Origin of the sequence: Maridesulfovibrio bastinii DSM 16055 (assembly GCF_000429985.1) — a bacterium.
In the GTDB taxonomy this organism is placed as follows: domain Bacteria; phylum Desulfobacterota; class Desulfovibrionia; order Desulfovibrionales; family Desulfovibrionaceae; genus Maridesulfovibrio; species Maridesulfovibrio bastinii.
Map to the genome: position 1 here is coordinate 70,342 of NZ_AUCX01000005.1, position 26,989 is coordinate 97,330.

General features: G+C 41.7%; 22 protein-coding genes, 1 tRNA gene and 1 CRISPR repeat array (1 of these 24 cut by a window edge). Of the genes, 10 read left to right on the plus strand and 13 right to left on the minus strand.

Annotation, left to right across the window (positions count from 1 at the left end):
* A CRISPR array of direct repeats spans positions 1-51; the repeat unit is 28 nt; unit sequence TTTCTAAGCTGCCTATCCGGCAGTGAAC (it extends 278 nt beyond the left edge of the window).
* Positions 52-258: 207 nt separating this feature from the next.
* The 6 genes from cas3f to G496_RS0100330 all read left to right on the plus strand — a co-directional run bounded on the left by cas3f (position 259) and on the right by G496_RS0100330 (position 8,478).
* Positions 259-3,303 carry a type I-F CRISPR-associated helicase Cas3f gene (gene cas3f, locus G496_RS18350; RefSeq protein ID WP_051294726.1) on the plus strand — a complete coding sequence of 1,015 codons (3,045 nt, stop codon included), beginning with the start codon at positions 259-261 and terminating at the stop codon, positions 3,301-3,303.
* Between the two features lie 54 nt (positions 3,304-3,357).
* Positions 3,358-4,716, plus strand: coding sequence for a type I-F CRISPR-associated protein Csy1 (gene csy1 / locus G496_RS18355; protein ID WP_051294727.1), 1,359 nt, complete (start codon positions 3,358-3,360; stop codon positions 4,714-4,716).
* The gene (gene csy2, locus G496_RS0100315) at positions 4,713-5,714 is read left to right on the plus strand and encodes a type I-F CRISPR-associated protein Csy2 (RefSeq protein WP_034631866.1); all 1,002 of its coding nucleotides are present in this window, start codon (positions 4,713-4,715) and stop codon (positions 5,712-5,714) included. The genes csy1 and csy2 overlap by 4 nt, the downstream gene beginning before the upstream one ends.
* 9 nt (positions 5,715-5,723) lie before the next feature.
* Positions 5,724-6,746, plus strand: a complete 1,023-nt coding sequence (gene csy3, locus G496_RS0100320) for a type I-F CRISPR-associated protein Csy3 (protein ID WP_027177514.1) — start codon at positions 5,724-5,726, stop codon at positions 6,744-6,746.
* Positions 6,747-6,758: 12 nt separating this feature from the next.
* Complete coding sequence (gene cas6f, locus G496_RS0100325) at positions 6,759-7,322, plus strand: type I-F CRISPR-associated endoribonuclease Cas6/Csy4 (protein WP_027177515.1); 564 nt, start codon at positions 6,759-6,761, stop codon at positions 7,320-7,322.
* A 169-nt stretch (positions 7,323-7,491) separates the two neighbouring features.
* Positions 7,492-8,478: a glycosyltransferase gene (locus G496_RS0100330; protein WP_027177516.1), complete on the plus strand. Its 987-nt coding sequence runs from the start codon at positions 7,492-7,494 to the stop codon at positions 8,476-8,478.
* A 41-nt stretch (positions 8,479-8,519) separates the two neighbouring features.
* Here the strand turns inward: G496_RS0100330 and G496_RS18360 are convergent, their stop codons facing one another.
* Both G496_RS18360 and G496_RS21015 read right to left on the minus strand, forming a co-directional pair.
* Positions 8,520-10,250 (minus strand): methyl-accepting chemotaxis protein, encoded by a 1,731-nt coding sequence (locus G496_RS18360; RefSeq protein ID WP_051294728.1) that lies wholly within the window; start codon positions 10,248-10,250, stop codon positions 8,520-8,522.
* Positions 10,251-10,563: 313 nt separating this feature from the next.
* The gene (locus G496_RS21015) at positions 10,564-10,809 is read right to left on the minus strand and encodes a type II toxin-antitoxin system ParD family antitoxin (protein ID WP_281171241.1); all 246 of its coding nucleotides are present in this window, start codon (positions 10,807-10,809) and stop codon (positions 10,564-10,566) included.
* 332 nt (positions 10,810-11,141) lie between these two features.
* On the opposite strand from G496_RS21015, the gene G496_RS18365 reads away from it, so the two are divergent.
* The 3 genes from G496_RS18365 to G496_RS21545 all read left to right on the plus strand — a co-directional run bounded on the left by G496_RS18365 (position 11,142) and on the right by G496_RS21545 (position 13,621).
* Positions 11,142-11,792: a hypothetical protein gene (locus tag G496_RS18365; RefSeq protein WP_051294729.1), complete on the plus strand. Its 651-nt coding sequence runs from the start codon at positions 11,142-11,144 to the stop codon at positions 11,790-11,792.
* Between the two features lie 39 nt (positions 11,793-11,831).
* On the plus strand, positions 11,832-13,352 hold the full coding sequence (locus G496_RS0100345) for a hypothetical protein (RefSeq protein WP_027177517.1): 1,521 nt from the start codon (positions 11,832-11,834) through the stop codon (positions 13,350-13,352).
* Between the two features lie 143 nt (positions 13,353-13,495).
* Positions 13,496-13,621 carry a hypothetical protein gene (locus G496_RS21545; RefSeq protein WP_281171236.1) on the plus strand — a complete coding sequence of 42 codons (126 nt, stop codon included), beginning with the start codon at positions 13,496-13,498 and terminating at the stop codon, positions 13,619-13,621.
* Between the two features lie 17 nt (positions 13,622-13,638).
* On the opposite strand, the gene G496_RS0100355 is transcribed toward G496_RS21545, so the two are convergent.
* From G496_RS0100355 to G496_RS0100365, 3 genes are all read right to left on the minus strand, one after another.
* A tRNA-Pro gene (locus G496_RS0100355) sits at positions 13,639-13,715 on the minus strand.
* An 85-nt stretch (positions 13,716-13,800) separates the two neighbouring features.
* Positions 13,801-14,817 (minus strand): AmmeMemoRadiSam system radical SAM enzyme, encoded by a 1,017-nt coding sequence (gene amrS, locus G496_RS0100360; protein WP_027177518.1) that lies wholly within the window; start codon positions 14,815-14,817, stop codon positions 13,801-13,803.
* Positions 14,818-14,822: 5 nt separating this feature from the next.
* Positions 14,823-15,095, minus strand: a complete 273-nt coding sequence (locus G496_RS0100365) for a hypothetical protein (protein ID WP_027177519.1) — start codon at positions 15,093-15,095, stop codon at positions 14,823-14,825.
* Between the two features lie 156 nt (positions 15,096-15,251).
* Here G496_RS0100365 and purM point away from each other — a divergent pair, with 156 nt between their 5' ends.
* Entirely contained in the window at positions 15,252-16,301 is a 1,050-nt protein-coding gene (gene purM / locus G496_RS0100370; protein ID WP_027177520.1) for a phosphoribosylformylglycinamidine cyclo-ligase, read from the plus strand.
* 70 nt (positions 16,302-16,371) lie between these two features.
* Here the strand turns inward: purM and G496_RS0100375 are convergent, their stop codons facing one another.
* The 8 genes from G496_RS0100375 to alaS all read right to left on the minus strand — a co-directional run bounded on the left by G496_RS0100375 (position 16,372) and on the right by alaS (position 26,961).
* The gene (locus G496_RS0100375; protein ID WP_027177521.1) at positions 16,372-16,986 is read right to left on the minus strand and encodes a DUF1318 domain-containing protein; all 615 of its coding nucleotides are present in this window, start codon (positions 16,984-16,986) and stop codon (positions 16,372-16,374) included.
* A gap of 16 nt (positions 16,987-17,002) precedes the next feature.
* Positions 17,003-19,114 (minus strand): AsmA family protein, encoded by a 2,112-nt coding sequence (locus tag G496_RS0100380; RefSeq protein WP_156900561.1) that lies wholly within the window; start codon positions 19,112-19,114, stop codon positions 17,003-17,005.
* A 105-nt stretch (positions 19,115-19,219) separates the two neighbouring features.
* Positions 19,220-20,482 carry a radical SAM family protein gene (locus G496_RS0100385; RefSeq protein WP_027177523.1) on the minus strand — a complete coding sequence of 421 codons (1,263 nt, stop codon included), beginning with the start codon at positions 20,480-20,482 and terminating at the stop codon, positions 19,220-19,222.
* 4 nt (positions 20,483-20,486) lie between these two features.
* Positions 20,487-21,872, minus strand: a complete 1,386-nt coding sequence (locus G496_RS0100390; protein WP_034631868.1) for a hybrid sensor histidine kinase/response regulator — start codon at positions 21,870-21,872, stop codon at positions 20,487-20,489.
* A gap of 32 nt (positions 21,873-21,904) precedes the next feature.
* Positions 21,905-23,164, minus strand: coding sequence for an EAL and HDOD domain-containing protein (locus G496_RS0100395; protein ID WP_027177525.1), 1,260 nt, complete (start codon positions 23,162-23,164; stop codon positions 21,905-21,907).
* Positions 23,165-23,382: 218 nt separating this feature from the next.
* Positions 23,383-23,775 (minus strand): 30S ribosomal protein S9, encoded by a 393-nt coding sequence (rpsI, locus tag G496_RS0100400; protein WP_027177526.1) that lies wholly within the window; start codon positions 23,773-23,775, stop codon positions 23,383-23,385.
* A gap of 17 nt (positions 23,776-23,792) precedes the next feature.
* Positions 23,793-24,221, minus strand: coding sequence for a 50S ribosomal protein L13 (rplM, locus tag G496_RS0100405; RefSeq protein WP_027177527.1), 429 nt, complete (start codon positions 24,219-24,221; stop codon positions 23,793-23,795).
* 94 nt (positions 24,222-24,315) lie between these two features.
* Positions 24,316-26,961 (minus strand): alanine--tRNA ligase, encoded by a 2,646-nt coding sequence (gene alaS, locus G496_RS0100410; protein ID WP_027177528.1) that lies wholly within the window; start codon positions 26,959-26,961, stop codon positions 24,316-24,318.
* Between the last annotated feature and the right edge of the window lie 28 nt (positions 26,962-26,989).

Here is a 26,989-nt window from a genome sequence, read left to right on the forward strand (position 1 = left end):
AATGCTGTCCAGATTATCACTCTTTTCTAAGCTGCCTATCCGGCAGTGAACTAGGGCAGTATTAGAGAATATTTGTTTAAAATCAATAGGTACATCTTAAAAATACAATAAATACCCTTTTAAATTCTAAAAACGTAAGATATTGAATTTAAACATTTATATTTTGTGCTGTGAAAAAGGGTCACCAGAAAGAACATTTTATGAAAAAGAATATATAAATATCGTATAAATATTGATTAATAAATTTAATGGGATTATATGCCGAATATGAAGGATATTTCCCCATCTTTTAATGAGCAGGGAGCTGTTCCCACCAATATTACCTATAGCAATGTTCTGCGAAAAGATGACGAGAATACTTGGAATTCTTTAGAATCTATACGGCTGCTCACAGTTCTTGCCGCTCTCCTTCATGATTCAGGCAAAGCCAGCATTCATTTTCAGGAAAAATTAAAGAAATCAGCCCGAATAGCTGATCCATACCGTCACGAGTGGGTTTCACTCAGGATTTTTCAGAATTTTGTAGCCGGGAGAGAAGATATTGAGTGGCTGAGCGATCTTGCAGAGGGCCGTTTCGGGAGTTTGTGGCAGTTTGATGATTCGCTGATTATGGACGGTATTTCTAAAAAAGCAAAAAGCCCTTTTAAAAAAATGGACCGGATTGCTTCTTTTGTAGGTTGGCTTATGGTCAGCCATCATCGTATGCCTGCTCCGGCATCAGATTCCGGGGAACTTAAGATTCCTCAATTGAAAAAGCTGCCTTCTAAAATATCAGCCGACTGGGCCGGATCACTCAAAGATGCCGATGATATTCCCCTAACTAAAAACTGGGAATTTACCTTAAATCCGTTCGACAATCCCCTTTGGGAAAAACAGGCCATCAAAGCCGCCGCACGCATCGTAGCCCGGCAGGATATATTTGATAATAAGTGGCTTGATGACAGTTTTGCCATTCATATTTCCCGCATGGCCCTGATCATGGCGGACCATTTTTATTCCAGCCTTACTGATCGCAGTCAGAGAATTGTGGCGCAGGACCGGGGACTGTTTGCAAATACTGCAAGAGGGGCGGACGGCCATTCCTGTTTGAATCAGGGCCTTGCTGAACACCTTGTTGGAGTGGCTGCAAAGAGCAGCCTTTTTTTACATGCTCTGCCGAGGTTGAGAGATCATCTGCCGGGCATTGGTCGGCACAAAGGTTTCACCCGCAGGGCCGCGATCAAACAGTTTCAATGGCAGAATAAATGTTATGATCTGGCGGCATCCATAGCGCAGAGATCCGTTGAAAATGGTTTTTTCGGGATTAATATGGCCTCAACCGGATGCGGAAAAACTTTTGCCAACGGGCGGATAATGTACGGCATTGGAGATTCTCCACATGGAGTGCGTTTTACCTATGCGCTCGGTTTGCGAACTCTGACTCTTCAGACAGGAAGCGCATACAGAAAAATGCTCTCACTGGGCGATGATGAACTTGCGGTGCTTGTCGGCGGTGGAGCTGTGCGCAGGCTGCATGAGCTCCGTGAACGTCCTGCTCAAAACGGCTGTGAAAGCGCTGCGCCACAGCAACAAAATGATTTTTTTCTGGATGAAAACAGTCATGTTTTCTATGAAGGAAATGTGGATTCATCTGTTTTGTCCGGCTGGTTTGATAACAATCTCCAAGCCAAAAAATTAATTACCTCGCCCATAACCGTATGCACAATTGACCATCTTATGCCGGGCACGGAATCGCTCAGGGGCGGGCACCATATTCCGCCAATGCTCAGGCTGCTCACTTCTGATTTGATTCTTGATGAACCTGATGATTTTTCGCTGGCGGACCTGCACGGATTGAGCAGACTCGTAAACTGGGCCGGAATGCTGGGGAGCAGAGTTTTACTGTCTTCTGCAACCATGCCTCCGGCATTTATTGAAGGACTGTTTGATGCTTATGCCGCCGGGCGTAAGGTTTTTATGAAAAATTGCGGTAGTTCAGTGAAAACACTTCCGGTGTGTTGTGCATGGTTTGATGAATTCAATGCGGTTGCGCATGATATGGATTCAGGCAAAAATTTTATTGAAGAGCATAACAGCTTTGTTGAGAAGCGATGTGAAAAAATATCCGCAACAGAGCAGAGAAAACGCGGTAAAATAGTAGCAGTGGATACTGAATGTGAAAGTACGGAAGCTGATGTGGCTGCCACCATTTTAAAATACAGCTCAGAACTTCACAGCAGACATTTTTGCAGCCCGTCTGATTCATCCGTAAAAGTCAGCTTCGGTCTTGTCCGAATGGCCAATATTAATTCCGCAGTGAATGTTGCCAAAGAGTTATCCTGCCGCCGTGCTCCGGAAGGAGTGCGGGTCCATATCTGCTGCTATCATTCCCAATATCCGTTGATGGTTCGGTCCGCCATTGAAAAGCGGCTCGATGCAATTCTCAAACGTGAAAATGATCAAAGTATTTTTGAAAATGAATATGTAATCGAAACTTTGAAAAAGTCAGATTTGGATAGCCATATTTTTATTGTTCTTGCAACGCCTGTTGCGGAAGTCGGCAGAGACCATGATTACGACTGGGCTATAATTGAGCCGTCTTCCATGCGTTCAATTGTGCAGCTTGCCGGAAGGGTCTGGCGGCACCGGAAGGATAAAGTCTGCAATTATCCAAATATTTATATTTTAGAGAAAAATATAAAAGCCCTCAAAGGGAAAGAAGTAGTTTTTGAAAAGCCCGGATTTGAAAGCAAATGGCACAAGCTTTCAAGCCATGATCTGCATTATGTTCTGACTGAAGATCAGTATCGGGAAATCAATTCTCTGCCGAGGATAAAAGAGCGCAGTAATTTTGATGAGACAGGCAACCTTGTTGATCTGGAACATTTTCAGATCAGGAATACCATGACCAGCAGAAAGGTTGCTGACGATGATGAAACAGAAGGCGCTGACAGGTGGTGGAATACTCGGGCCAGTCTTTCTGGATATCTTCAAAAAACAACCGGATTCAGGTCCGGGGAGAAGAATAACCGCTACTCATGTGTGCTGGAAGATGAGTATGAAGAAATAAAATTTATTGGATTTAATGATGTCGGGGAGGAAATTGATTGTGACTATCTGTTTAGAAAAGAAGATTTTGAGCCTGATAGCGAGTCAATCTCTTTCTGGGATGGCTCCGACTTTAAAGAGGTCGCTTTAAAGCTGGCGGATGATCTGGATATGGATATTGAAAAGTGTTCCAGAATTTTCGGGCAGTTTGCTTTGAGGGCCAGCGGTGAAGAAAAAGGATGGAAATATCATCCCAACCTTGGATTTTATTCCTGAAATTTAAGTTTATCAGGTGGTTTAATCTAATACCAAGCAATCTTGAGAGGCGCTATGAGCGAAGTAAATCAGGATGAAGTAGATGCTATACGCAAAGTCATTGATGACTATTTGAAAAGTATTGCAGATTCTAAAAGTGAATCTTTTTTTAAAAAAATTGCAAAATATAAAGAAAGTATAGCCTCAGACGAAGCCCTGCCTGCTGATATTGAAAAAGCAGAAAAAGGGATAGCGGAAGAAGAATTAAATATTGAAAAAGTCCGCTCCAAGTATGAGACAGAAACTTGGCTGCTTGATGCGGCCAAAAGAGCCGGATGGATTCAGCTTGTAAGCCATACACCTAAAAATATGAATTCGTGTGCAAAGGGTGCGTCCGGTCTTTTTTGCAGCACGGCATCAAAATCAATACCTGATGAATTTGTAAGTTCATTTTCCATAGGAGCTAAATCAGATGTGAATGATGCTGTGGGAAATGCCGCAGCTCTTGATGTAAATAAGTTTTTACAGACTGAATATAAAGGACGTTCTCTGCTTAGTATGCTGCTTGAGGATGACAAAAATTTTCAAATGGCCCTTGCTGATAATTCAGAAACAGCAAAGCAGATATTTGACGGTTTTAAAGAGTTCATCAAAGAACGGGAACCTTCAGCCCACAGCCTGACCAAGCAGGTATATTTCCCCGTTAGTGACGGATATCATCTCTTACTGCCTCTGTATCCTTCGGTTCTGGTCAGCAATATACATGAACAACTCAGTTCGGATTTTTTCAGTGAAGAAGTTAAGGCTGCCAGAAAAGCACGCAAAGGTAATGATTTTTGTGAACAGCCAATCCACAGCTATCCTGATCTGGCCGTACAGTCTTTTGGCGGCAGCAAACCGCAGAATATCAGCCAGTTGAACAGCATGCGTCATGGTAAAAGTTATCTTTTGCCTTCACTACCGCCTATGTGGAAATCAGCTGAAATTTCAATTCCCCGCAGAAGTATTTTTAGCTCATCACTGTATTACCGTAGAAACGTCAGATACTGGGTAAAAGCTCTTGGCGAATATCTTAAAAAACTTACAGTTGATAATATGAATACCAGACATGGCCGGGACAAGATTCTTGCCGCGATTGTTGATGATGTTTTGAACTATGCAATGGAGTTACGTTCTCTGCCCTCAGCCTGGAGTGCTTCCCCTGAGTATAAACTGCCTGACTATGAAAAAAAATGGCTTGATGTTGGATATCCTTCAGATTCCGGTGTGCAGGATGATGAATGGCTGGAACTGGTCTGCCATAATTTTGCTTTGACTTTAAATGCACGGCTCAAGAAATTTTATAAAATAGAAGTAGATAACTCTACATATAATATCTGGAAGACAGCTTTGAAAACGGAAATGAAAAAGTTCAACTGGGAGGGCGGATTATGAGCCTGAAATTTAAAACTCCCGATGCTGTTTTAGTTTTGAATCATCTACGCCTTATCAATTGCAACACTATTTCCAGCCCACTCACATGGGGTTTTCCAGCCATCTCTGCTTTTGCCGGATTCACTGAAGCCTTGAATATAAGAGTTCAGGATTCAACGGAATATGAAGTCCAGCTTTGCGGAGTTGGTGTAGTCTGCCATGCTTTTGATCCACAGGTAAACAAGGCTGATGGATCTTTCGAAACAACTTTTAAGCAGACTAGAAATCCGCTGGAAAAGAAAGGTGCAAAATTTGTTTCCGCTTCTCTTCAGGAGGAAGGCCGCTGCCACATAGACGTAAGCATCATAATTGGAATCTACGGTGACTTTGATGATTTAGATGAAGAAGAAGAGGAAGAATTTAAAGAACAGATTTATGCTTTTGTTCAAACAATGCGTATAGCCGGGGGAAGCATTCTACCGGTTGAGGGAAATAAAACCTTTTGTGAGCTTATACCTGTCTCTTCCAATAAGGAAAAACGAGAAAATCAGTTTAGAAGTATCCGTTCAAAGCTTATGCCCGGATTTACTCTGGTAAGCCGAACTGATGTTTTGAGAGATACTTTTAAACAGAAGCATGATGAAAACTCTGAGGCTACAGGTATTGATGCTCTGCTGGATTATTCCAGGCTGACGAGCAGATGTGTGAAGCTTGATTCTGGTCAGGATGGTGAGGATGATTTCTCATATGAATGGCGCACAGATGGAAAATCAGGATGGATTGTTCCTATTCCGGTAGGGTATGTCGGGATTTCCAAACTGTATGCGCCCGGCGAAGTGGCTAACTGCCGTGATATGAGCGTCAATGCCCAGTTTGTGGAATGTGTTTATTCCCTTGGTGAGTGGTTAAGCCCTCACAGAGTATCGGAAGTGAATAATCTTTTATGGTTTTATGATTACCGTGAAGATGAAGATTTATATCTGCTGGTAAATAATTATCCAAAATTTATTAATAATTAGGAGACGATCATGGCTGCAAAAAATTCTAAAATAAGTTTGCCTTCAGTTCTTGCCTTTGAAAGAAAGATTGATGTTTCAGACGGTCTTTTCAAGTCCGGTGAGTGGTCTGATCGTCAGAATTTTCAAAACTGGGAACCAGTCTTGGTGCGTGAAAAAGCTGTAAGAGGTACAATTTCTTCCCGGTCAGTAACAAATAAAAAATTAGAAGATTCTATAAAAAATGCAAATCCACAGAGAGTTGATGTTGCTTCAATTGGAGCTAGTTCAGACAGTTTTAGCTTACAGTTTTCATGTAAGATACTTGGAAATATAGGTTTACCTTCTGCATGCAGTGAGCCTGAATATCAAAAAAAATTAAGTGAAAAAATTTCTAAATATATAGATGATGATGTAGTTAAAGATATATCTACTCGCTATGCTTTGAATTTGGCCAATGGACGTTTTTTATGGAGAAATAGGTTCGGAGCTGATGATTTAGAAGTTAAAGTTCAACTACTTAGTAAAGGTCAGGTAACTAAGGAGTGGGTTTTTGATGGATTTGATTTTTCACTTAATGACTTTAGTATTCCTGATAAAGCTGAAGCAGCTATCAATGAACTCGCTTGTGTTATTGCAAAAGGTTTCGCAGGAGATCTTGCTATTTTGAATATTGTTGCTTTTGCTCGTATTGGATCAGGGCAAGAAATTTACCCATCAGAAGAGTTCATCCAAGGGAAAGAGAGTGGTAATGTTGCTGGTAAAAAAAGTAAGACGTTGTATTCTATTGATGGCGTAGCAGGATTTCATAGCCAAAAAATATCTAATGCATTGCGTACTATTGACACGTGGTATGAAGGTGGAAATGCTTCAAAACCTATAGCTATAGAGCCTTATGGTTCAGTGACTTCTATGGCAACTGCATATCGCTCTAAGGGGAATAATTTTTTCAAACTATTGGAGCGCTTCTTATCAGATGATATAGAGATTGATAGGAAAGATGATCTTAAATTCTTAATAGCTATTTTAATTCGTGGTGGAGTCTTCAGTAAATAGTAAGGGTGACAAATGAATTACTATCTCGATCTAAAGGTTGTTCCAGACAGTGAATTTAATTCGCAGACTCTCCTGAATATCCTTTTTGGTAAGTTACATTTTGCTCTGGTTAATCTCGGGGATAAAAACGTTGGAGTCAGCTTTCCGAATTTTTCTGAGGAAAACAACAGGCTCGGAGATTGTTTGAGGCTACATTCAAATTCAGATTCTCTTGATATGCTTGCCAAGAATAATTGGATGCGTGGTATCAGGGACTATACTGTCATTGGAGAGGTCAACCCGGTCCCGGAATCTGTCAGTTATCGTACTGTTTCCAGATATCAGGTAAAAAGTAACCCGGAAAAAGAGCGTAGAAGGCTGATAAAAAGGAAAAATATAACTCAGGAAGAAGCTATGAAGCTTATTCCTGATAATACCGCTAAGCGAGTGAAACTTCCGTACATCGAAATGAAAAGTTGCAGCAGAGGGGCACGCTTTAAGCTATTCATCAAACATTCTGAACTGTTGGAGAAGCCTGCTGAGGGTGTTTTTTCGAAGTATGGATTAAGTGCTACAGCAACAATACCATGGTTTTAGAGCTTGGCTGTATTAAATAAATTCTATTTATGTTTCTTACTGGCTCACACTTTTAGTGTGGGCCTTTTTATATAGTAAAGTTGTCTATTTTAACTGGTTACTATAATAAAATATAAGAAAAAAATATTGCTATACTGGATTCTACAATTAAATTTTTGGAGCTGCTTTAATGTCACAAACCCTGCCTTCAGGTGATGTCTGCATAGTCATTACTGCTTACAATCGGAGTGCTCATACTAAGCGCACGATTGAATCAATATGGAAATACGCTGGATGCGATTTTACCCTCTGCGTTGTAGATAATTCCAGTACCGATGATACCTGGGAGACTCTTTGCGGACTTCGGGAACAGGGGCTGGTTCATTTTGCATATCGTTTTACGAAAAATATGGGACCTGCTGTAGCCACAAATTTTGTCTGGTCCCGGTTTACGGCTCCTTTTTACCTTCGGCTCGACAATGATATATTTTTCTCACTGGAAGGTTGGCTTAAAAAAATGTGTGACCTTAGTGAAAAGTATAAGGATGTCAGTGCGCTTTCATATCCTATATTTTACAATTCAGAGTACTATAAAATAGTAGCTGAAACGTATGGCCAAGAACTGCTGGACCGTTGCGATTTCAAAGGAAGCCATCCCGGTGGCATCTTTTTTATGGACTGTTCGTCTTTTAAAAATGTTGGATTCTGGAACGAGGATTATGGTTCTTACGGTGCGGAGGATGGTGATTATTCTAAGCGGATTGACTTGATGGGTAGAAAGCGGCTCTACGTCAATTGCTTTGACTGGGGCCTACATGATGACTTTAGTGCTGAAGATAATGCAAAATATATTAAATCCAAAAGTCTCCGCCAGAAATCCCATAAGCAATACGCCGGCCTTTTTCAGATTAATACTCTGATGTATAAATTAAAACTGCGTAGCCTCAAGGTTCGCCGCAAATACATTCCCACTGTTCAGGGTGATAATATATCATTTAGCCTGGATAAAGAATACTCGTCCCGGATAACAAGGCTACAGTCAGATATACGCAAGAGCTTGATTCTAATAAAAGATTCAGGAAACGAATTAGACCGCATCGATCGTTCAATTCTAGTTAAACTGGTAAAATCTATAGTTCCCGAATCAATAATAGATGTAGCTGCTGACGAGTATTGATTGATATACTACATGGTCATAGTGCCTCTGCATTCAGCTGTTTATTTTATCTTACTGATCAGTTCATCCAGAGCAACGGCTTCCTGTGACAGGTTTTGAATAAAGTTGTTGGCTTCATCCATACTTCGTACGTTTTTTTCAGCAATTTCATTTATCTCAACAATGGCAAGATTAATTTCCTCAAAAGTGCGTGACTGTTCTTCTGATGCTTTGGTGATCTCCTCAATCTGCGTTGAGCTTTGATTAACAAGTTCTACAATCTGGTTTAGAACTCCACCGGATTCTTCAGCAAGTCTGCTGGCATCCTGAGCTTCTTCTGAAGCTTTATTCATGTTTGCCATGTTATCCTGAACAGAGTTTTGAATTTCTTCAATGCTTTGTTCCACCTCATGGGTAGCGGTCATGGTTTTTTCTGCCAGCTTACGGACTTCGTCTGCTACGACAGCAAATCCTCTACCGGCTTCACCAGCTCTCGCGGCCTCAATTGCCGCATTTAATGCAAGCAGATTAGTCTGGTCTGCAATGTCGTTGATGACGCTGATGATCTGGTTAATTGATTCTGCTTTTGTTCCCAGATTATTCATATCAGTATTTAATCTGCTGCTCAGACGATTAAGCGAAGAAATTGATTCAATAGATTTTTCAAGTACGGATTCTCCTTCAATGGCCTTTTTACGCGCACTACCGGAACATGAGGAGGCATCACCTGCATTTTGCGAAACAGCTACCACTGTAGAATTCATTTCCCCCATTGCTGCTGATGTTCTTTCTATTCTGCTGAGCTGTACTCTTGCTCCATCGTTTACCTGCATTACCAATGTAGCCAACTGTTCAGTTTCTTTACTCACGTTATGCGAAACACTGGTCGCCTTATGGACCATATTGTTTATTTTTTCGAGCATGTCCTTGATCTCCTGCTCATTGGCTTCAGCTTCTTTCATAGCTTTGAGAGATTCACGGGCTTCTTGAACTGCAAGCATAGCTTCCTGTTCTTTTTTGTTCGCAGTGGTAAGGCTTTCACGTAAAGAACTAACCATACTAACAACAGAATTATTAAGAGTCAGAAGCTCCCCTACGCAATTGTCATAGGTCTCAGCATCGAGCTCTCCGGCTTTGATTCTGGATGCATATCTACTTATCTGGTTTAATGGGATCAATACCTGCAGGCTTATAACCAGATAGAGCATAATCGAAATAGGTATGAATAATATTATCCCTGCCGCCTGAATGTACACGATAAGAGATGTTTTTGCCTCACTTTGCTTCTGGAGCATGAGCACTGCTTTGTTCATCTCTTTTAGCAATGGCACATTATTGCTCATAATGTATGAAAGAGATTGCACATCTTCATGCTGTAGAACATTATTTAGGGATTTTTTAAATTTTTCCCACATTGAATTTACTTTTTCCAGCTGGTCTTTTGCAGGACTTGAAGAGGGGGGAAGGTTACGGGTTTTTCCATCCGGTTTAAAAGTTATAGGAGCTGGCCCTCCCAGAATTAACGCTTTCAGAGTGTTATCAAAAAGATTTCGTGTAGACTCAACTTGTTGCCTTGCTGTTGGGTTGATTTTTTTTGTTTTTTGAAATTCAAGCATAAATGCAAGAGTTTCTTTTGACATTTTTTGGGAGAGCATTCTTTGCCTTCCAGCAAGGTTGACTACCAGACCATCAGTCTTTTGATCATTGGTAATAAAGAAGGTGCTTATAAACATAGATAAGACCACCAGCGCCATAAGCGTAAATGCTATTAAAAACTTTATTCTTAGACCCATTTTTACCTCCGCATTTCAAGCCTAGATTATTAAAATTATCATGAAAAGAAATTGGAAACAATAATGTCTAATATTTTGTTAAAACTTTCTGCGATGGATGCAGAAATGATCAAAGTATTAGCTACAAGATGAAGTTCATTCTGAGAAATTGATAAGGCGGTATAAATTTTGAAACTTTTGTTAAAATCTGCTGGTTTTGTGAAGGGATCTGGGACTAGTAATCAACTATTGGGAATTAGGGCAATTGGAGTATTATTTTAGTGCAGTGATGCCCGCATGACTCATATAGCACCACCCCCTAAGAGCTGAACTTTTAAAAGGTTATTAATAATAAAAAAGGCCTTACGTTTTTAAAAACGTAAGGCCTTTGAAATTTTGTGGTCTGGGCAGAGAGATTAGGACTCTCGGTGTCTTGTTTTAGAGCATGGGGTTTTCTTTGTAATAATTGAAATAATTCAAATTTCATCATGTTTACAAGCTCTTCATTGGTTATCATAAACCTTAAAGCTTCGCGGATAACTTCGTTGGCATTATTGTAATGTCCTGACTGAACTTTGATTCTTACCTATTCTTCCAATTCAGGAGTTAGTGAAATGTGCATGTTTTCTCCTTTGTTTGGATAAATATAAGGTCGGATACAAGGAGTCTCAAAGTTTGGAGAGTAGAGGCTTGTTCTGATTTAGTGTCTAACAAACTGATGCAACTCGTCATAGCTTTACGAGACGAGTTCATAAATTCTCCCCACTCTTTGATAGGTGTATGAAGTTCTTTTTGTGATAGTAGGTTTGGATGCCTGTCTATGGACTGACTCTCGTGTTCTGGTTGACAAAGTAAGTGCTAGAGTTATTGTGTCAATATTTATGGGTGGAAATGTTATGAAATGGAGATAATATGTCCGACAGAGATCGTTTAGGTGGTACATCTTTAGATAAAGGTGTCTCGGCAATTAAAGCAGCATCAAGTGTTGTTCCCGCTGGCGGTTTTTTTGCTGAGCTAGTTACGACCTTTATTCCAAACCAACGGATAGATAGAATAGAGACATTTATAAAAAGACTTGATGATCGGATTGAACTTCTTGAAGAGAAAGAAGCTAAAAGATTTCATGAAAGGAAAGTTAACCCAGAATATATAGCTTTATTTGAAGATGGAGCCTTTCAAGTTGCACGTAGTACATCAGAAGAAAGAATTAAATATATTTCATCTATAGTTATCAATGGCATGACCTGTAAGCAAATTAATGCGCTTGAAGCTAGGTATTTATTAGCTCTTTTGAATGATATTAATGACATTGAGGTCATATGGCTCTGTTATCTATCTCTTTATGTGGGGACAGATGAGTATGAAGATTACTATGAGACACATTACGATCTTTTGAAACCAATTTCTCGTGAGTTAGGTCAACCTAACGAAGTTTATGATGCTGCTGCGCTTCAAGATAGTTATAAGGAACATCTTGAAAGACTAAAACTCATTAAATTGTCGAATAAAAACTATCATGCGACAACATTGGGTAAGCTGGTGTTGAGGTTGGCTGATCTTTAAATATGATTGTCAAATTAAGTTGGTGTGTAGGAGTTTTCAATGGGCGATACCAGTCAGAGTATTAGTATTGCAGGAAAGGAAATCTTAATCCTCGCAAATGAAAATGACGAAGAATATATATATCAAGACTTGGTGAATCATCTTAGAAAGTACAATGTTTTTGAGTCATTGAACTGGATAGGTAAGAAATCTTATGAATCATCAAATTCACTAAAAGCTAGCATAGATCATATCTTAGCCTATCTTTCTATGGTCTTGATACGCCATAGCAATGATTTCCGCGGATATGAGCTTGATGAACAAGGTCTCTTGTTTGCTGCAAAGATGTATATGAATCTTAAAGACCCTTTGCATGATGATGGCGATGGTGTTGCCTATTTATTGCGACATGGATCGATTTCTTGGGATTTTGTTCGTCCATCCGAGTATCTCATCCCTCGAACATACTTATTGTACTCAAGATTGTGGGACGAATGTGACAAGACAACTATAGATGTCAAAGATGATATTCAAAATTTAACTGGCTTCAATCTAGAATGTTTATTTTATATGGCCTGTGCGTTCTATTCAAAATCAAAGAACGGACATGTTCTTAAGTATAGAGATTCAAAATGCACTATGTTTAATGATAAGAATCAGGATTTGTTTTTAAACTATGTCTCTTGTGATTATGCAAAGTTTAGGGGTGAATGCAAATCTATACGTTCTGGATATGAAAAATATTCATTTAACCCTCTCCTGAAGTATCCTTTAATTATACCTGAAAAAAGACCATATGAGCTTAACAGCAAACCTTATTTAGTTCCAGTCCCGGGGTTACTATTATATCGAGTTACTCACGGTCTATTTTTTGATTTAGCTGATTTGTATAGAGATAAAGGTAAAGTCAATCCTTTTAGGTCTTCATTTGGGTATGTTTTTCAGGATTACATTGGTGAATTGTTGAAGAGATGCGGTACTGAAGGCCAACTTCTTCCAGAATTCAGGTATCATAAGACAAAAGATTCACCTGACTGGCTGATCTTAGATGGGGATAAGCTGCTTGTTATTGAGGTGAAGTACCCAATGCTCTATTTGGGTGCAAAACAATTTGGAGATGATAAAAAAGTAAAGAAAGATCTTAGGAATACAATAGGTAAGGCGGTAAAACAGTTTTATCAATTTGAAACAGCTATAAATTGCTGTAGTGATTCTAAACTTGGTAAGTTTAAAGGATGCAAGGTGCAAAGGCTGATAGTTACTTACGATCGTGGGTATTTTTTAAATTCATTTATAAAAGATTATCTAAAAGATCTATTTGAAGAAGAAGTAGGGGTGATACCAGATAATTTTGAATTTCAAGTTATATCTGTGGATGAATTTGAATATCTTGTTGGTGAGTATGGGAGTGATTTGTTTTCTTTTTTGGAAGAGAAGAACAGTAACAAAGAACATCGAGAGATGGATTTCAATGAATATTTAAATATTAAAACAAATAGTTATTGTGTTAGAAATAAATTTTTAGATGATTTGCGTAACGAACTTTTGTCTACACAAAATCTTAACTTATCTCCACAGTAACCCACACCCAGCACCACAAATTCAACCAGCAAATTTGTTTGGTGTAGACCCATTCAAGGTTCCAGTAGCGGTTTCGCTGAACCTGTATGAGCAGTACATCAAACCACCCACCGGACTTGAAAGAGAATAGTGGAGTGTAGACGATGGTTGCAAGATTTGTTCAAGATGAGCTTGTTGGCTATGCAGGAGAACTTGGACCAGAGCATGCTCAGGCGATTAAGGTTTTTGTATCCAACAACAAAAAAGGGCCTTACGTTTTAAAAACGTAAGGCCCTTTGAAATTTCGTGGTCGGGGCAGAGAGATTTGAACTCCCGGCATCTTGCTCCCAAAGCAAGCGCGCTACCAAACTGCGCCATGCCCCGATTCGTTGCCAAGGAGAGATTGAATACTCAAAAAAGATATGCTTGGCAAGGATAAAATTAAAAAAAACTAAAATTCATTGCTGTATCAGTCATATACCCCGGCCAGCAGCATTCCGCATTCCTTACATTTGCCATGACTCAGTCCTTTATTTCTTATGCTGAAGCCGTTTCTGCTTATAACTTCAGCCCCGCATCCCGGGCAGAATGTTGCGGAATACTCATTATTTGAAATGTTTCCTATGTAGATATATTTCAATCCGGCCTCATAACCGGCGGACCTTGCGGCTTTGAGCGTTTCCATGGGAGTCGGCTGTGTGTCCTGCATATTATAATCGGGATGGAATCTTGAGATATGCCATGGAGTTTCCTCGCCTGAAATTTCTGCAATGAAGCCGGCAAGTTTTCCAAGTTCAGCAATATCGTCATTTTTATCAGGTATGATGAGGGTTGTTATTTCGAGCCACCAGCCCATTTTGTGGATTTGTTTTACATTTTCAAGAACTGGTTCCAGCCTCGCTTTGCATATTTCGCGGTAAAAAATATTGTTGAAAGCCTTAATGTCAATATTTGCAGCGTCAATCAGTCCATCCAGCTCATTCAGGCATTCACTGCTCTGGAATCCGTTTGAGACTAGAATATTTTTTAAGCCGTGCTTGTGAGCAAGCTCTGCGGTATCCTGCATAAGCTCAAAGAATACTGTAGGCTCTGAATAGGTGTACGATATGGACTTTGCTTCATATTCCAGAGCATTGGCTACAATAGCTTCAGGCGTTGCCGGTTGTCCTGAAATTGCTTTCCCCGCCCTCGGAGGCTGTGAAAGTGATGAATTCTGGCAGAAATCACATCCTAAATTACAACCCTGAGTTCCAATTGAAAAGGTCCGGGTCCCGGGCAGAAAATGGTAAAGGGGCTTTTTTTCAACAGGATCAATGTTAATGGCCGCGACTTTGTCGTAGACGAGAGTAACCAGTTCTCCGTCAATATTCTGCCGCACACCGCATTTGCCGCGCTCACCAACTGTCATTGTGCAGAAGTGGCTGCACAGTCTGCATCCCACTTTTCCACTATCAAGCTTTTTCCAGAGTCTTGCCTTGTATGTCATATTTTTTAATCTACAGATGGTTTGATCTCAGGGGCAACAAATATTGGTCCCATCAGGTTGTTTTCGCTTTCATTCTTCTTTTTAGAGCGTATAGTGATTCTATTTGATTTACTGTCTGATTCAATTGAGATATCGGTGTGTCCACTGTTTGTGCCGAAAATTATGTCTTTTCGATTTTTAGCGGTGTCCTTGTTGGCAAATTTGCTTCCAGCGCCGGCCGGAGAGGCTGTGACACTTAAGGCAAATAAAAGTAATATGCTTAGAATTGCTTTGTTCATGGCTGTCCTCCGATTTTTAAATATAGACATATCAAAAATAACATGCAAGCTGCGGGCCTGAACTTTCAGATATAAGTTTCAGGAGTCAGAATCTTTCTTGAACTAAAGTTCATAAAAACTTATACTGCCTTTTTAGTGACTGTTAGGAGGAAATTTATGGCAAGTCGATCCGATGCTTATAAGGCCGCCGGAGTTGATATTGAAGCGGCTAATGACTTCATTGGACGCATTAAAAATATGGTGTCATCCACCTTTACCAAAGGTGTTGTTACAGACATCGGCGGTTTCGGAGGATTGTTCAAACTGGACCTGACCCAGATGGAAGAACCTGTCCTTGTATCTGGTACTGATGGTGTTGGAACTAAATTGAAACTGGCTTTTGCTGAGAACAAGCATAATACCATCGGCATCGATCTGGTTGCCATGAGTGTTAATGATATTCTTGTTCAGGGTGCCAAGCCACTGTTCTTTCTTGATTACTTTGCTACAGGTAAGCTTGAAAGCGGTGTTGCTGAGCAGGTTCTTGCCGGTATTGTGGAAGGCTGCAAGCAGAGCGGATGTGCCTTGCTTGGCGGTGAAACCGCAGAAATGCCGGGATTCTATGCTGATGGTGAATATGACCTGTCCGGTTTTTGTGTAGGTATTGTCGACAACATGAAGATTGTTGACGGTTCTTCTATCACAATCGGAGATAGTATTATTGGACTCGCTTCATCAGGAATCCACTCGAACGGTTATTCACTTGTCCGCAAAATATATGATGAATCAGGATTCTCTTCAGATGATATCCTTCCCGGAACGGATAAAAAAATAGGTGAAGCTCTGCTTGAACCAACTAAAATTTATGCTGATGTCGTCCGCGTCATTATGCGTGAGATTGAGATCAATGGAATGGTTCATGTCACCGGCGGAGGCTTTTACGATAATGTCCCCCGTATTCTCCCGCATCAGCTCGTAGCCAAGTTTAATTTTGGCTCATGGGATATGCCTCCTGTCTTTAACTGGCTTAAAGAGCAGGGCAATTTAAGCTGGCCTGAAATGCTTCAGATTTTCAACTGCGGAATAGGTTATATTCTGGTTGTAAAACAGGATCAGGCTCAGGATGTTATGGACCGCCTTTCCGGTATGAATATCGATGCATGGCAGATAGGTGAAATGGTCCGTCGCGAAAATGAAGAAGATGAACAGGTTCAGATTAATTTTTAGTTCATCTGTTTATTGAAATAATTTAAAAATCCCCCGCAGACTTAAAAGTTTGCGGGGGATTTTTTTAGGTTTACTTTTTGTGCCAGTTTCCTGCCTGATCCTGGATAATCCATCCTGCTGGTGCTCTTTTTTGCCAGACTCTGGTAAATATATCTTTAACTTTGGCGATTTCGCTGCCGGGAATGTTCATTGAGGCGGCTACTTCTTCGTAAAGCTTTCTGCGGTTTGCATTATCTTCTTTTATTATTCTGCGTAGTTTTGCCATTTCTTTGATATTAAGCCCTTTTTTGCTGTAGAGAACAAGATATCCTTTATTCGATATTCCGATGTTGCCTGAGCTATAGTATGGCTCAAGCTGCTTATGGTTTTGAATGATGCTGTGTTTCAAACCACGGATAGCTGAATTAGACTGTTTAAGACTTTTCAACTCCTGATCAGAAAGTTCTGCTGCTTGAGCGGTTCTAACTGTAATTAAGGCCAGAAATCTATCAAGGGATGAACTCTGGTCCTGTTCTGTTTGTTGTGGCTTGTCGGTGCTATTTTTTTGTGTACCATAGACGTCATCAACAATAGACTGGGCTGTTTTTTCCACTTTAGCAGCCGGGAAATAGATATTCACGGTAACGCAGGCAGCCATTGAAAGCAGCAGCATGCCAATTGTTATTCTAAAAAGTTTTGCAGGCATTAATATTCTCCTCAGGTTAAAATTTATTTTCACTCTCCGAGACACGTTTGATTCTTGCAAGCATGTCAGAAAAACTGATCAGGTTATCGGGGTTGCTGTTAACAACATTAACCCCGAAAAAAATCGGTCTTTTAATGATATACTCAACCCCGTTGTCTTTAATCAAGCCTCTGATTTTGAACAGGTCATTATCAAGGTCACATTTCATTCCTAACGATTTATATGAAAATTTTTGGAAAAAACTTGAAAAAAATCCGACCCCAAGCCCGGTAAGCCCGGAACCTGTACCAATGACTGAAAGAGAATTGATAGCTTTCAGACTGATCTCCTTTTTGTATTTACCAGTAGAGCTTTTTATCATGAGATCAAAAGTTGCCGGCTGGCCGTATGCAACCACTAGATTTTTTAAAGAAGCATCAACTTTACCGGTAATGAGACCGATATCTAACGCTGTACTTAGCGGTGCAAGATCCATTTTTTTAATAGATATATCTGCTCCGTACTGTAAGCTTTCAGAGAATGGATCATTAGCAAAAATCTCTGAGATGTTTACCTCTCCGTCATAAATTTTGCCGGTCAACCGGCCTGTTGTGGATAGAGAATCTTTGAGCAGCCAGCATTTAAGTTTTCCATTTATTTCTCCTGATAATGGCAGTCCCGCCGGTGATAGCGGGGCCAGCCTGATTCCGGATGCTCTGAGATCTGCAATCGCGCTGAATTTCGCAGAAAAAGGATTATTGATTAGAAAACTGTCTATACTGAGAGTTCCATTGCTGAAATTTATTGGCGGTGGATTTTCAAAGGTTATTCTTCGGGAGGAAACTTTAAGCGGGATTTTGAGATCACTGACAGATGCAGTTCCGGCTTTAAGTCTTTCCATGGTGAATATGCCTGACTCAGGATCGCTTACACTGCTGTCGGCTATCGGGTGAAAATTTTTATCAAGAATGATGTTTAAGGGAAGCTTAAGGCTGATTCCGTGTGCAGAAAGATCTGCGGAGTTAAAATTGCAATTTGAAATATTCAAATTACCATCAACTGCGGTGGCATTCTGAGAACCTGTTATGTCAAAATCGCAACTCATGGTTCCCGATGCGTCCATATTTTCGAGACTTAGCGGTTCAACTGCAAAAATTGCAAATAGGTTGGAAATATTTGATTCAGGAATTTCAACTCTGGCCTTAAATCTGTTTTTATTGATTTCAGGTTCGATGGAAGCCGATAATTTAAGAACATTTTTCCATGAGAGCTGTGTCTTCAATGCCATTGCATGGTGTTCAGGAATTATAAATTCAGATTTAGTTTCAACAGGATGTGTATTTAAATCAAAGTAGAGTGTTTTATACAGAGCTTCTCCTTTTTCTATTTTAAGAGAACTCATAATTACCCTGCTGATCGGATCAAAAATTCCATTGAACTCGAGTTTAATTCCGTCAGCCATAAAATTTGAGTCAGGAGAAGAGATAGAAAAATTATCTGTATTGATGAGTAGCTGCGGCTCCGGTCTGGCAAGATTTTTGATCGCAAATGAAAGTGACAGATTTCCATCATGGGACCAGTCCATGATTTCAGTTTTGCCCGTCAGGGCTATAGCCGTTTCCAGAATTTTTTCAGGTGTCAGAATTTTTAAGAAGACGCTTCCTTGTCCGGAAGGATCATAATTCAAACTGGCTGAGAATCTAGGCAGGGAACCTATTTTTATCTTCAATTCCGGTGAGGATATTCGTCCTGATTCAGGATAGTAGATCATGCTTCCGGCAATTTTTATTTCGGAATTTTCAAGTTCTGGAATTCCTTCAGCTAATTTGGCTGCGGCAACATTTACTTTTAAATCGGAAATGATAATTTTTTTGTTTTTGATCAAGCTTTTTCCGTTTGCAGTTATCCGGCGGCATTTTATTGGAAAAAGTTTTGGATCAAAGGTACTGGAAAATTCAAATTCTCTTAGTGCGGTCTGCTTCAATTGCGAAGTAAGCCGACCTGAGATTCCAACCTCGGGAAGTTTAACATCCGAAGTTATCCTTGAGCTCAAAAGAGACTCCTGGACTACTGCTGGAGAAGCCGCATAGCCCTGTGGCAGCCATAGGAACAGAATTGCTGCAATGAAAAATATTTTAAAAAACCGCATGATGCCTCACTATATATATTGAAAGGCTGACGGGCCAGTGGTTAATATAAAAAGCCGACCATACATTTTGTACAGTCGGCTTTAACAAGTTTAATTCTAAAAAAATTATCCGAGATATGGATTAAAATATCCAAATTTAAGCCACGGGCATTCTTTTTTAATCCGTTTGCGGAAGTTGTTGAATCCCATCACCGGGCCGAACTCATGTGGCTCCATAACCTCCATATAAAGGTCAGGGTCCAGATTCAGGTTTCTCAGCTGGATGAAGTCCAGCTTTGTTTTTTTAGCAATTTCCAGCAGAGCTTCGAGCTCGTATTCCGTGTCACTTATTCCGGGGAAGAAAAGATAGTTTAGTGAAACATGTACCCCAAGGCTTTTGGCCAGCTCAATTGTGGCACTGACATCATCAAAGCTATAGCCTTTTGGTCTGTAATATGAGTTGTAGACCTCTTTACGCAGAGAATTCAAACTCACTCTTATGGAGCTAAGACCGGCTTTTGCCAACGGTTTCATTGATTCTGTTATTGAACCATTAGTATTGATGTTGATAGTCCCTTTTCCTCCATCACTGCGATATTTGGCTATTGAATCGTGCAGCAGGGCAGCTTCTGTCAGCGGCTCTCCCTCACAACCCTGCCCGAAAGAAAATATGGGCTTTTTTTCATGTTTGGCATGTACATGCATCACTTCGGTTATTTCTTTAACTGTCGGAGTGAACTGAATGCGGTTCTGCGTGGAAGGAAAATCAGATTCATCAGGCTGTTCTGAAATGCAGCCGATGCAGCGGGCGTTGCATGATCTGGATGTCGGCAGGGGAGCTTCAAATCTTCCAAGAGCCAGATTTTTTGCGGCAGGGCAGCCGTAAGTGAGAGCGCATCCTGCAAGATGTCTGATGAGCCGATTTTCCGGGAAATCTTTCATCAGCTTATTGGCGCCCTGATCTATTTTTTCACAGGAAATTTTAGAAAAAACCTGTCTTTTGTCTTCGTCTACTTTTTTTGCTGTAATCCAGAATTTACCGTTGGCATAACCTACTGCTCCGTATGCAAACAGCGGTAGGGTAGGGGCATCTTCTCCGTTTTCGTATGCAGCATGGCCGGTCAAAGTATATCCGGGGCATGCGAAAGCAGCCATAGCGGTTCCTTCCACTTCTTCCACTTCGCCTGTTTCCGGGTCAAGGCCTATTGCATATCTTCCGGGAAGCATGAAGAAATCGCTTTCAGGAGGGAGTGGTACATATTCGTCAGGTCTGGGTAAAGCAAGCTCGTCACCACGGCGGCAGAGCATTAAAAGATCCGGTTCATCATATATCTCACCCTTGTCATCGGCAAAAACCAGACAAGGGCGCGGTTTAGTATTGGCTGCCATTATTTTACTGATCCTTCTGGGGTGGTTTGGGAAGCATTACCTTGAGAGTTGTTCCTTCATCTTCTGAAGATGTAAAGCTGATATCTCCACCCATTATTCTGGCTATGAGTCTGGCGCTGTGCGTACCGAGTCCGGTGCCGTATTTTTTGCCACTTGTTGCATAGCGATCAAAAAAGTTATTTTTAATTTCTTTGGGAACTTCGCCTGAGTTGTGGATTTCTGTAGAAATTATGCTGCCCAGGTCACGTATCCTGATTGTTACTGTTGTTCCCATCGGAGCTGCTTCGACCGCATTTTTAATGAGATTTGAAAACATAGTCACAACCATTGATGCTTCGCCATAAGTGACCAGTGGAACTCCGTGGGGAAGAGGAGAGTTACCCATAAACCACTCAATGTTCAAGGACTTCTCCATAACAATTTGTGAAACATCGGTTTCTGCGGCTGTCAAAGCGTTCATAAGGTTGAAAGGATGCATATCCGGAGTAAAAGATCCGTTTTCAAGTCTTATAAGAGTCAGTGAAGTATCAATAATTCTGATCATGCGTTCCGCCGTCTTTCTGATAGTGGAGGCAATCATTTTGTTTTCTTCGCTTAACTCGGACTCTGATTCAAGAACATTTCCAAAACCTATTATAGTTGCCGTTGGTGAACGCAGATCATGCCGTGCTATTCTTTCGATTTCTTCACGCAACTGCAGCTGGTTGCGCTGCTGGGTTATGTCCTGCGCTGTAAAAAGAAATATCCCCGGAAGCACCTGTTCAACTGAAATATTCCAATATCTGCCATAAGCTTTCACTCCGGCAAGAGTCTGCTGGTTATAAGATGCTTCATGACTGAAAAGAGTTGCAACAAGATCTTTATCAATTACATGGAAAAATGGGATTTGACTTATTCCATAGTCATCAGGATTAAGTTCACGGGCACTTCTATTAGCTAAGACAAGTTTTTCACCACAATCTGAAATAAGCATAGCGGGGAATGGAAGGCCATGAAGGATGAGATCACTGAGAAGCTGCTTGTTTTCCTGCTCGGCTTTAACTTTGAGACGGTCGGAGCAGTAACTTATCTTGGTTGCCAGAAGTTCTAAATCAATAGGCCATGAGATGAAATTAGCTTCTTTGACATTGAATATAAGGTCTATTTCATCTTTATTCGAAGTATCCGTTATCAGAATACATTCTGTTCCCTGATTGATTTCCCGGATCATATCAAGGGATTCCACATATTCAGAGGTCCCCGGCATGATGAGAAGGTCAGGTATGTTGCGCGCGAAAACAAAAAGCAGTTTATCCCGGTCCGGTGTAGAAAGGACTGTATGTCCCTGCCCCTCTAAAAAAGAGTTCAGGCCGTCAATGCGTTTATCCTCACCAACAATCAGGATCTTCATAAATACCTCTGGAAGTTCTTTTCTGGATGTGTTCAGGACGCCTCGGCAGGGTTATGGAAAAAGGCATTGGCCCAGCGCATGGACAGGTAATAGCATCTTGAAACAATGAGCGGATCGAACCCGAGTTCCCCAAGATGCCGTTCAAGCACATCCCATTGCGCTGTTTCAAACAGAATGGCCATGTCCAGCCAGTCCGTATAAATATTACGTTCTCCGCAGAGTGCTGACTGTATTTCTTGATCCAACGGGAGATATTTGATGACACTGGCCATGGGGAGGTCGAACATTGGTTCAAGAAGTGAAAACAGTCCCAGCAGAAACATTGTTTCAGGGTCTATATTCCGGTTGTTGTAGGCCCTTGCCGTAAGTTCCAGAAATTTTGCGCGTTGGGCTGAGTTTAACGGAAGTTCGGAAGATTTCTGGGGCGGGGTCAGGTCCGTTAATATAATTACCCTGAGCCAGTTTTTGAGCAGCTTCCAACCGGCAAGAACTATGGCCTGCTTTACTGATTTTATTTTTTGAGAAAACCCGAAAATAGGTGAGTTCAGTAATGTCAGCAGCCGATATGTAAGTGAAACATCAGCTTGGATAGCTTCAGCCAGATCGTCAAAATCCGGCATGTCATTTTCAATCAGTCTATATAGTTTCAGTCTGGCTATTTCATTTGAATTGAGCCGTCTGTTGCCGATATTTTCCGGTTTTTTGAAGAAGTAGCCCTGAAAAAGTTTAAAGCCGACTCTTTTGGCTAATTCATATTTTTCTGAATCTTCAACTCTTTTGGCAATGAGCTGAACTTTTTTACCTTCGCAACTTTTGTGCGCTCTTTTTAATGACTCCGTATTCGCTGTCAGAACATCGACAAATACCGCATCGGCATAGTCAATGAGTATTTCTCCCTGAGGGCGTACCTCATAGTCATTAATAGCTATGTAATAACCATCATTTGAAAGTTCCTGCAGAGCTGCAAGAAGATTCGGGGTCGGGGGAATTGTTTCCGAGATCTGGACTACTGTATTTTGTGATGGAAGGGCGTAGGGAATTTTTTCGAGGATGGATTTATGAGAAAAATTTATAACCAGCTTGACTCCGGGTTGAACTGGCTGACCGGGGATAGCGCAGGAGTTGGCAGCTACATTGAGAGTTGCCTTGTAATCATCTGTGATATCAGCTTTAGTTGCTGCACTGCTGTTTCTGAACAACAACTCGTAACCCCATATAGAGCTGTCCTCTTTCAATATGGGCTGTCTGGCAAAAAAAATTTTGTCATATAGAGCTGTGGTGTTTCGAGCCATATTATATTCCATCCTAATTTCATATAACATTAACTTTTTTTGGAGACTAAAGCTAGGCTATACGGTGAATAATATTAAAAAGATATAGCTAAAAACAAGTAAAAGCCCATTGTTACGGTTATTAGGTCCCATAAAAAAGACTTATACAAACACCTAAAGGCGAAGTTGCATAAGCAACTTCGCCTCCAGAAATATTCGTAAGGATACGAAAAATTCGATTAACGTTTTGAGTACTGGTACTTTGCGCGAGCGCCGGGCTGACCGTACTTTTTACGTTCTTTCTTACGAGCATCGCGGGTAAGAAGGCCAGCGCGTTTGAGAACTGAACGCATTTCTGGGTCCATTTCGATCAGTGCGCGAGAGATGCCATGTCTTACAGCCTGAGCCTGACCGGCTACACCACCACCGCAAGTGTTGACTTTAATGTCGAGCTTGCCGAGTGTTCTGGTCAGTTTGAGGGGCTGCTGTACAATCATTCTCAGGGTCTTACGGGGAAAGAATTCCTCGAAAGATTTACCGTTGATGGTGATTTCTCCGCTACCTTTGTAGATGCGGGTACGAGCAATGGCAGTTTTTCTTTTACCTGTACCGTAATTAAAATCTTGGCTCATTATATCTGCTCCGGAATTTAAAACTCAAGTGGCTTGGGCTGCTGTGCAGTGTGAGGATGATCAGTGCCTGCATAAACTTTCAGTTTTTTGATCATCTGACGACCGAGACGATTTTTGGGAAGCATGCCGCGAACAGCGGTTTCGATAACGAGTTCAGGCTTCCTTTCAAGCATTTCAGCCAGATTTCTAGTCTTGAGTCCACCGGGATAGTTGGTGTGCTTGTAGTAGTTTTTCTGGTCCATTTTGTTGCCGGTAACTTTGATTTTGTCAGCGTTCAGTACGATAACGAAATCTCCGGTATCAACATGGGGTGCGAAAATAGGTTTGTCTTTTCCGCGCAGTTTGTTGGCAATCCTGGTTGCCAGACGTCCGAGTACCATATCAGAGGCATCAACAACATACCAATCGTGTACGATGTCCTCTGTTTTGGGAGTATATGTTTTCATCTAAAATGCTCCTTACGTAAAAACTGGAATGGGACTTATAAGCTGTCTTATCTTGTCCTGTCAAGAGCTGATTTCCAGTTCGTAATTTTTTTTATCAGCCTTCACTGACGATCTTTTTCAGTTTTGAGAAGGCATTTTCAATCCCGGCAGGATTTGTTCCTCCTGCCTGAGCCATATCAGGCCTTCCACCACCACCGCCGCCAACTTCGGCCGCGACCTCTTTAATCAGGTTTCCGGCCTTGAATCTGTCATGCAGATCCTTGGTGACAGCAACGATAAGTGAGACCTTGCCTTCTCCTGTCACAGCCGCGAGGCAGATGATTCCTGATTCCATTTTGGATTTCAGTGCATCGGTCTGATCTCTCAGTGCTTTGACGTTGGTGACTTCCAACTTGGCGGCCAGAACCTTGACTCCGGAGATTTCCTCTACGGATTGCATAAGGTCTGAACCAGCGCCGGATGCCAGCTTGGCTTGCAGTCTGTCATTATCTTTTGTCAGTTCTTTCACCTGAGCCATCAAGCCGGATATTCTATCCGCAAGATGTCCGGGAGTTGCTTTGAGCATGGCTAGCGAGTTGTCAAGCTCATTACGCTGCTCCTGCAGGAAGCGAAGGGAATTCCATCCGGTCGCAGCTTCGATACGGCGTATTCCGGCTGCAACTCCTGATTCGGAAAGAATCACGAAGGTGCCGGCTTCCCCGGTTGCTCTAAGGTGAGTCCCGCCACAGAGTTCCATACTCTGCCCCGGGATTTCCACCACTCTTACCTCGTCGCCGTATTTTTCACCGAAAAGCGCTGTAGCTCCCAGTTTGTGAGCTTCTTCATTGGACATTACGCTTTTCTTTACGGTGATATCGGCGAGTATCGCTTTGTTTACATCATCTTCTACTGCCTTGATCTCTTCCGGAGTCATCGCGGCAATATGGGTGAAGTCAAAGCGCAACCTGTCCGGACCGACCAGAGAGCCGGCCTGTTTGACGTGGTCGCCAAGTACTTTACGCAGAGCTGAGTGGAGAAGGTGTGTAACGGTGTGGTTTCGCGCGGTGGCGATTCTCCTGTTCTCATCAACTGCGAGAGTTGCTTCCTGTTCCGGGAGCAGTTCACCTTCGTTGACAAAGACTTTCTGGCCGATAAGTTCGGGAGAAGGTTTTACTGATTCGAGAACATCGGCTGAGCCGGTCATGGTCTCGATCGATCCTGTATCTCCCTGCTGACCGCCGGATTCTCCGTAAAAAGGAGTTGCCGCGGTAACAATGTATCCGCCCTGTCCCTGAGTCAGACGTTCAAGGTGTTCGCCTTCTTCGGAAAGGATGCTAAGTATCCTGGATTCCCCGGTAAGGGTTTCATAACCTGTGAAGCGGTTTTTAAGGCTCGCTTCAAGGAGATGGTGAAAAATTGATGCTACGTCTTTTTCCCCGGAGCCTTTCCAGGCTTTTTTAGCTCTGGATTTCTGCTCCAGCATTGCTGCCTTGAATCCGTCTTCGTCTACACTGAAGCCTTTCTTCTCGGCTACGTCATTAACGATATCAAGGGGAAAGCCGTATGTGTCGTAAAGTTTGAAAGCTATTTCTCCGGTAATAGTCGCAGATCCCTTCTTGCCGAGATCTTCCATTTCTTCTTCAAGAATAAGGAGTCCCTTGTCGAGGGTCTGGCTGAACCGTTCTTCTTCCTCTCTAACCATACGAAGCATGAAATCTTTGTTTGCTTCCAGCTCGGGATACTGTCCGCCCATCTGTTCCACTACGCGTTCAACTGATCTGTAGAGGAAAGGATCGGTGAGACCGATGAGACGTCCGAATCTGAAAGCGCGCCTGATAAGACGGCGCAGAACGTATCCGCGTCCTTCATTTGAAGGAAGAATCTGGTCGGTGATAAGAAATGCTATGGATCTGGAATGGTCGGCGATAACCTGAAGAGCCGTGTCGGTCTCTTTGTCATCTTTGTATTTTACACCGGCCTCTTTAGCTACCGCCTGAATCAGCGGCTGAAAAAGATCTGTCTCAAAGTTGGACTGCACGCCCTGACAGACCGCAGCAATTCTTTCAAGTCCCATTCCGGTGTCGATAGACGGGCGCGGCAGGGGAACTCTGTTGCCGGATTCATCCTGATCGTACTGCATGAAAACGAGGTTCCAGATTTCAAGAAATCTGTCACAGTCGCATTTTCCAATGCCGCAGTTCGGTCCGCAGGACATTTCTTCGCCCTGATCTATATGCACTTCCGAGCAGGGGCCGCACGGTCCTGTGTCGCCCATGGACCAGAAGTTGTCCTTTTCACCGAGGCGATAGATTCTGTCAGCTGGAACATTGGCTACTTTCTGCCATAGTTCGCCGGCTTCATCATCGTCTTTATATATAGTAATATAGAGTTTTTCTTTAGGGAGACCAAGCTCTTCAGTCAGAAAGGTCCAGCAGAATTTAATGGCATCTTCCTTAAAGTAGTCACCAAAGGAAAAGTTGCCAAGCATTTCAAAGAAGGTGTGGTGCCTTGCGGTTCTGCCAACATTTTCAAGGTCGTTATGTTTACCGCCGACCCTGAGGCACTTCTGAGAAGTTGTCGCTCTTATGTAGTCCCTTTTTTCCTGACCGAGAAAGGTCTTTTTAAACTGAACCATACCTGCATTTGTAAAAAGCAGAGACGGGTCATCTCTTGGAATAAGTGAGGAACTGTCAACAACTGTGTGTCCGTTCTTTTTGAAAAAATTCAGAAATTTTTCTCTGATTTCACTGGCCTTCATCAAAGTCTCCATAGCTCTTTGTGTGGTCCGT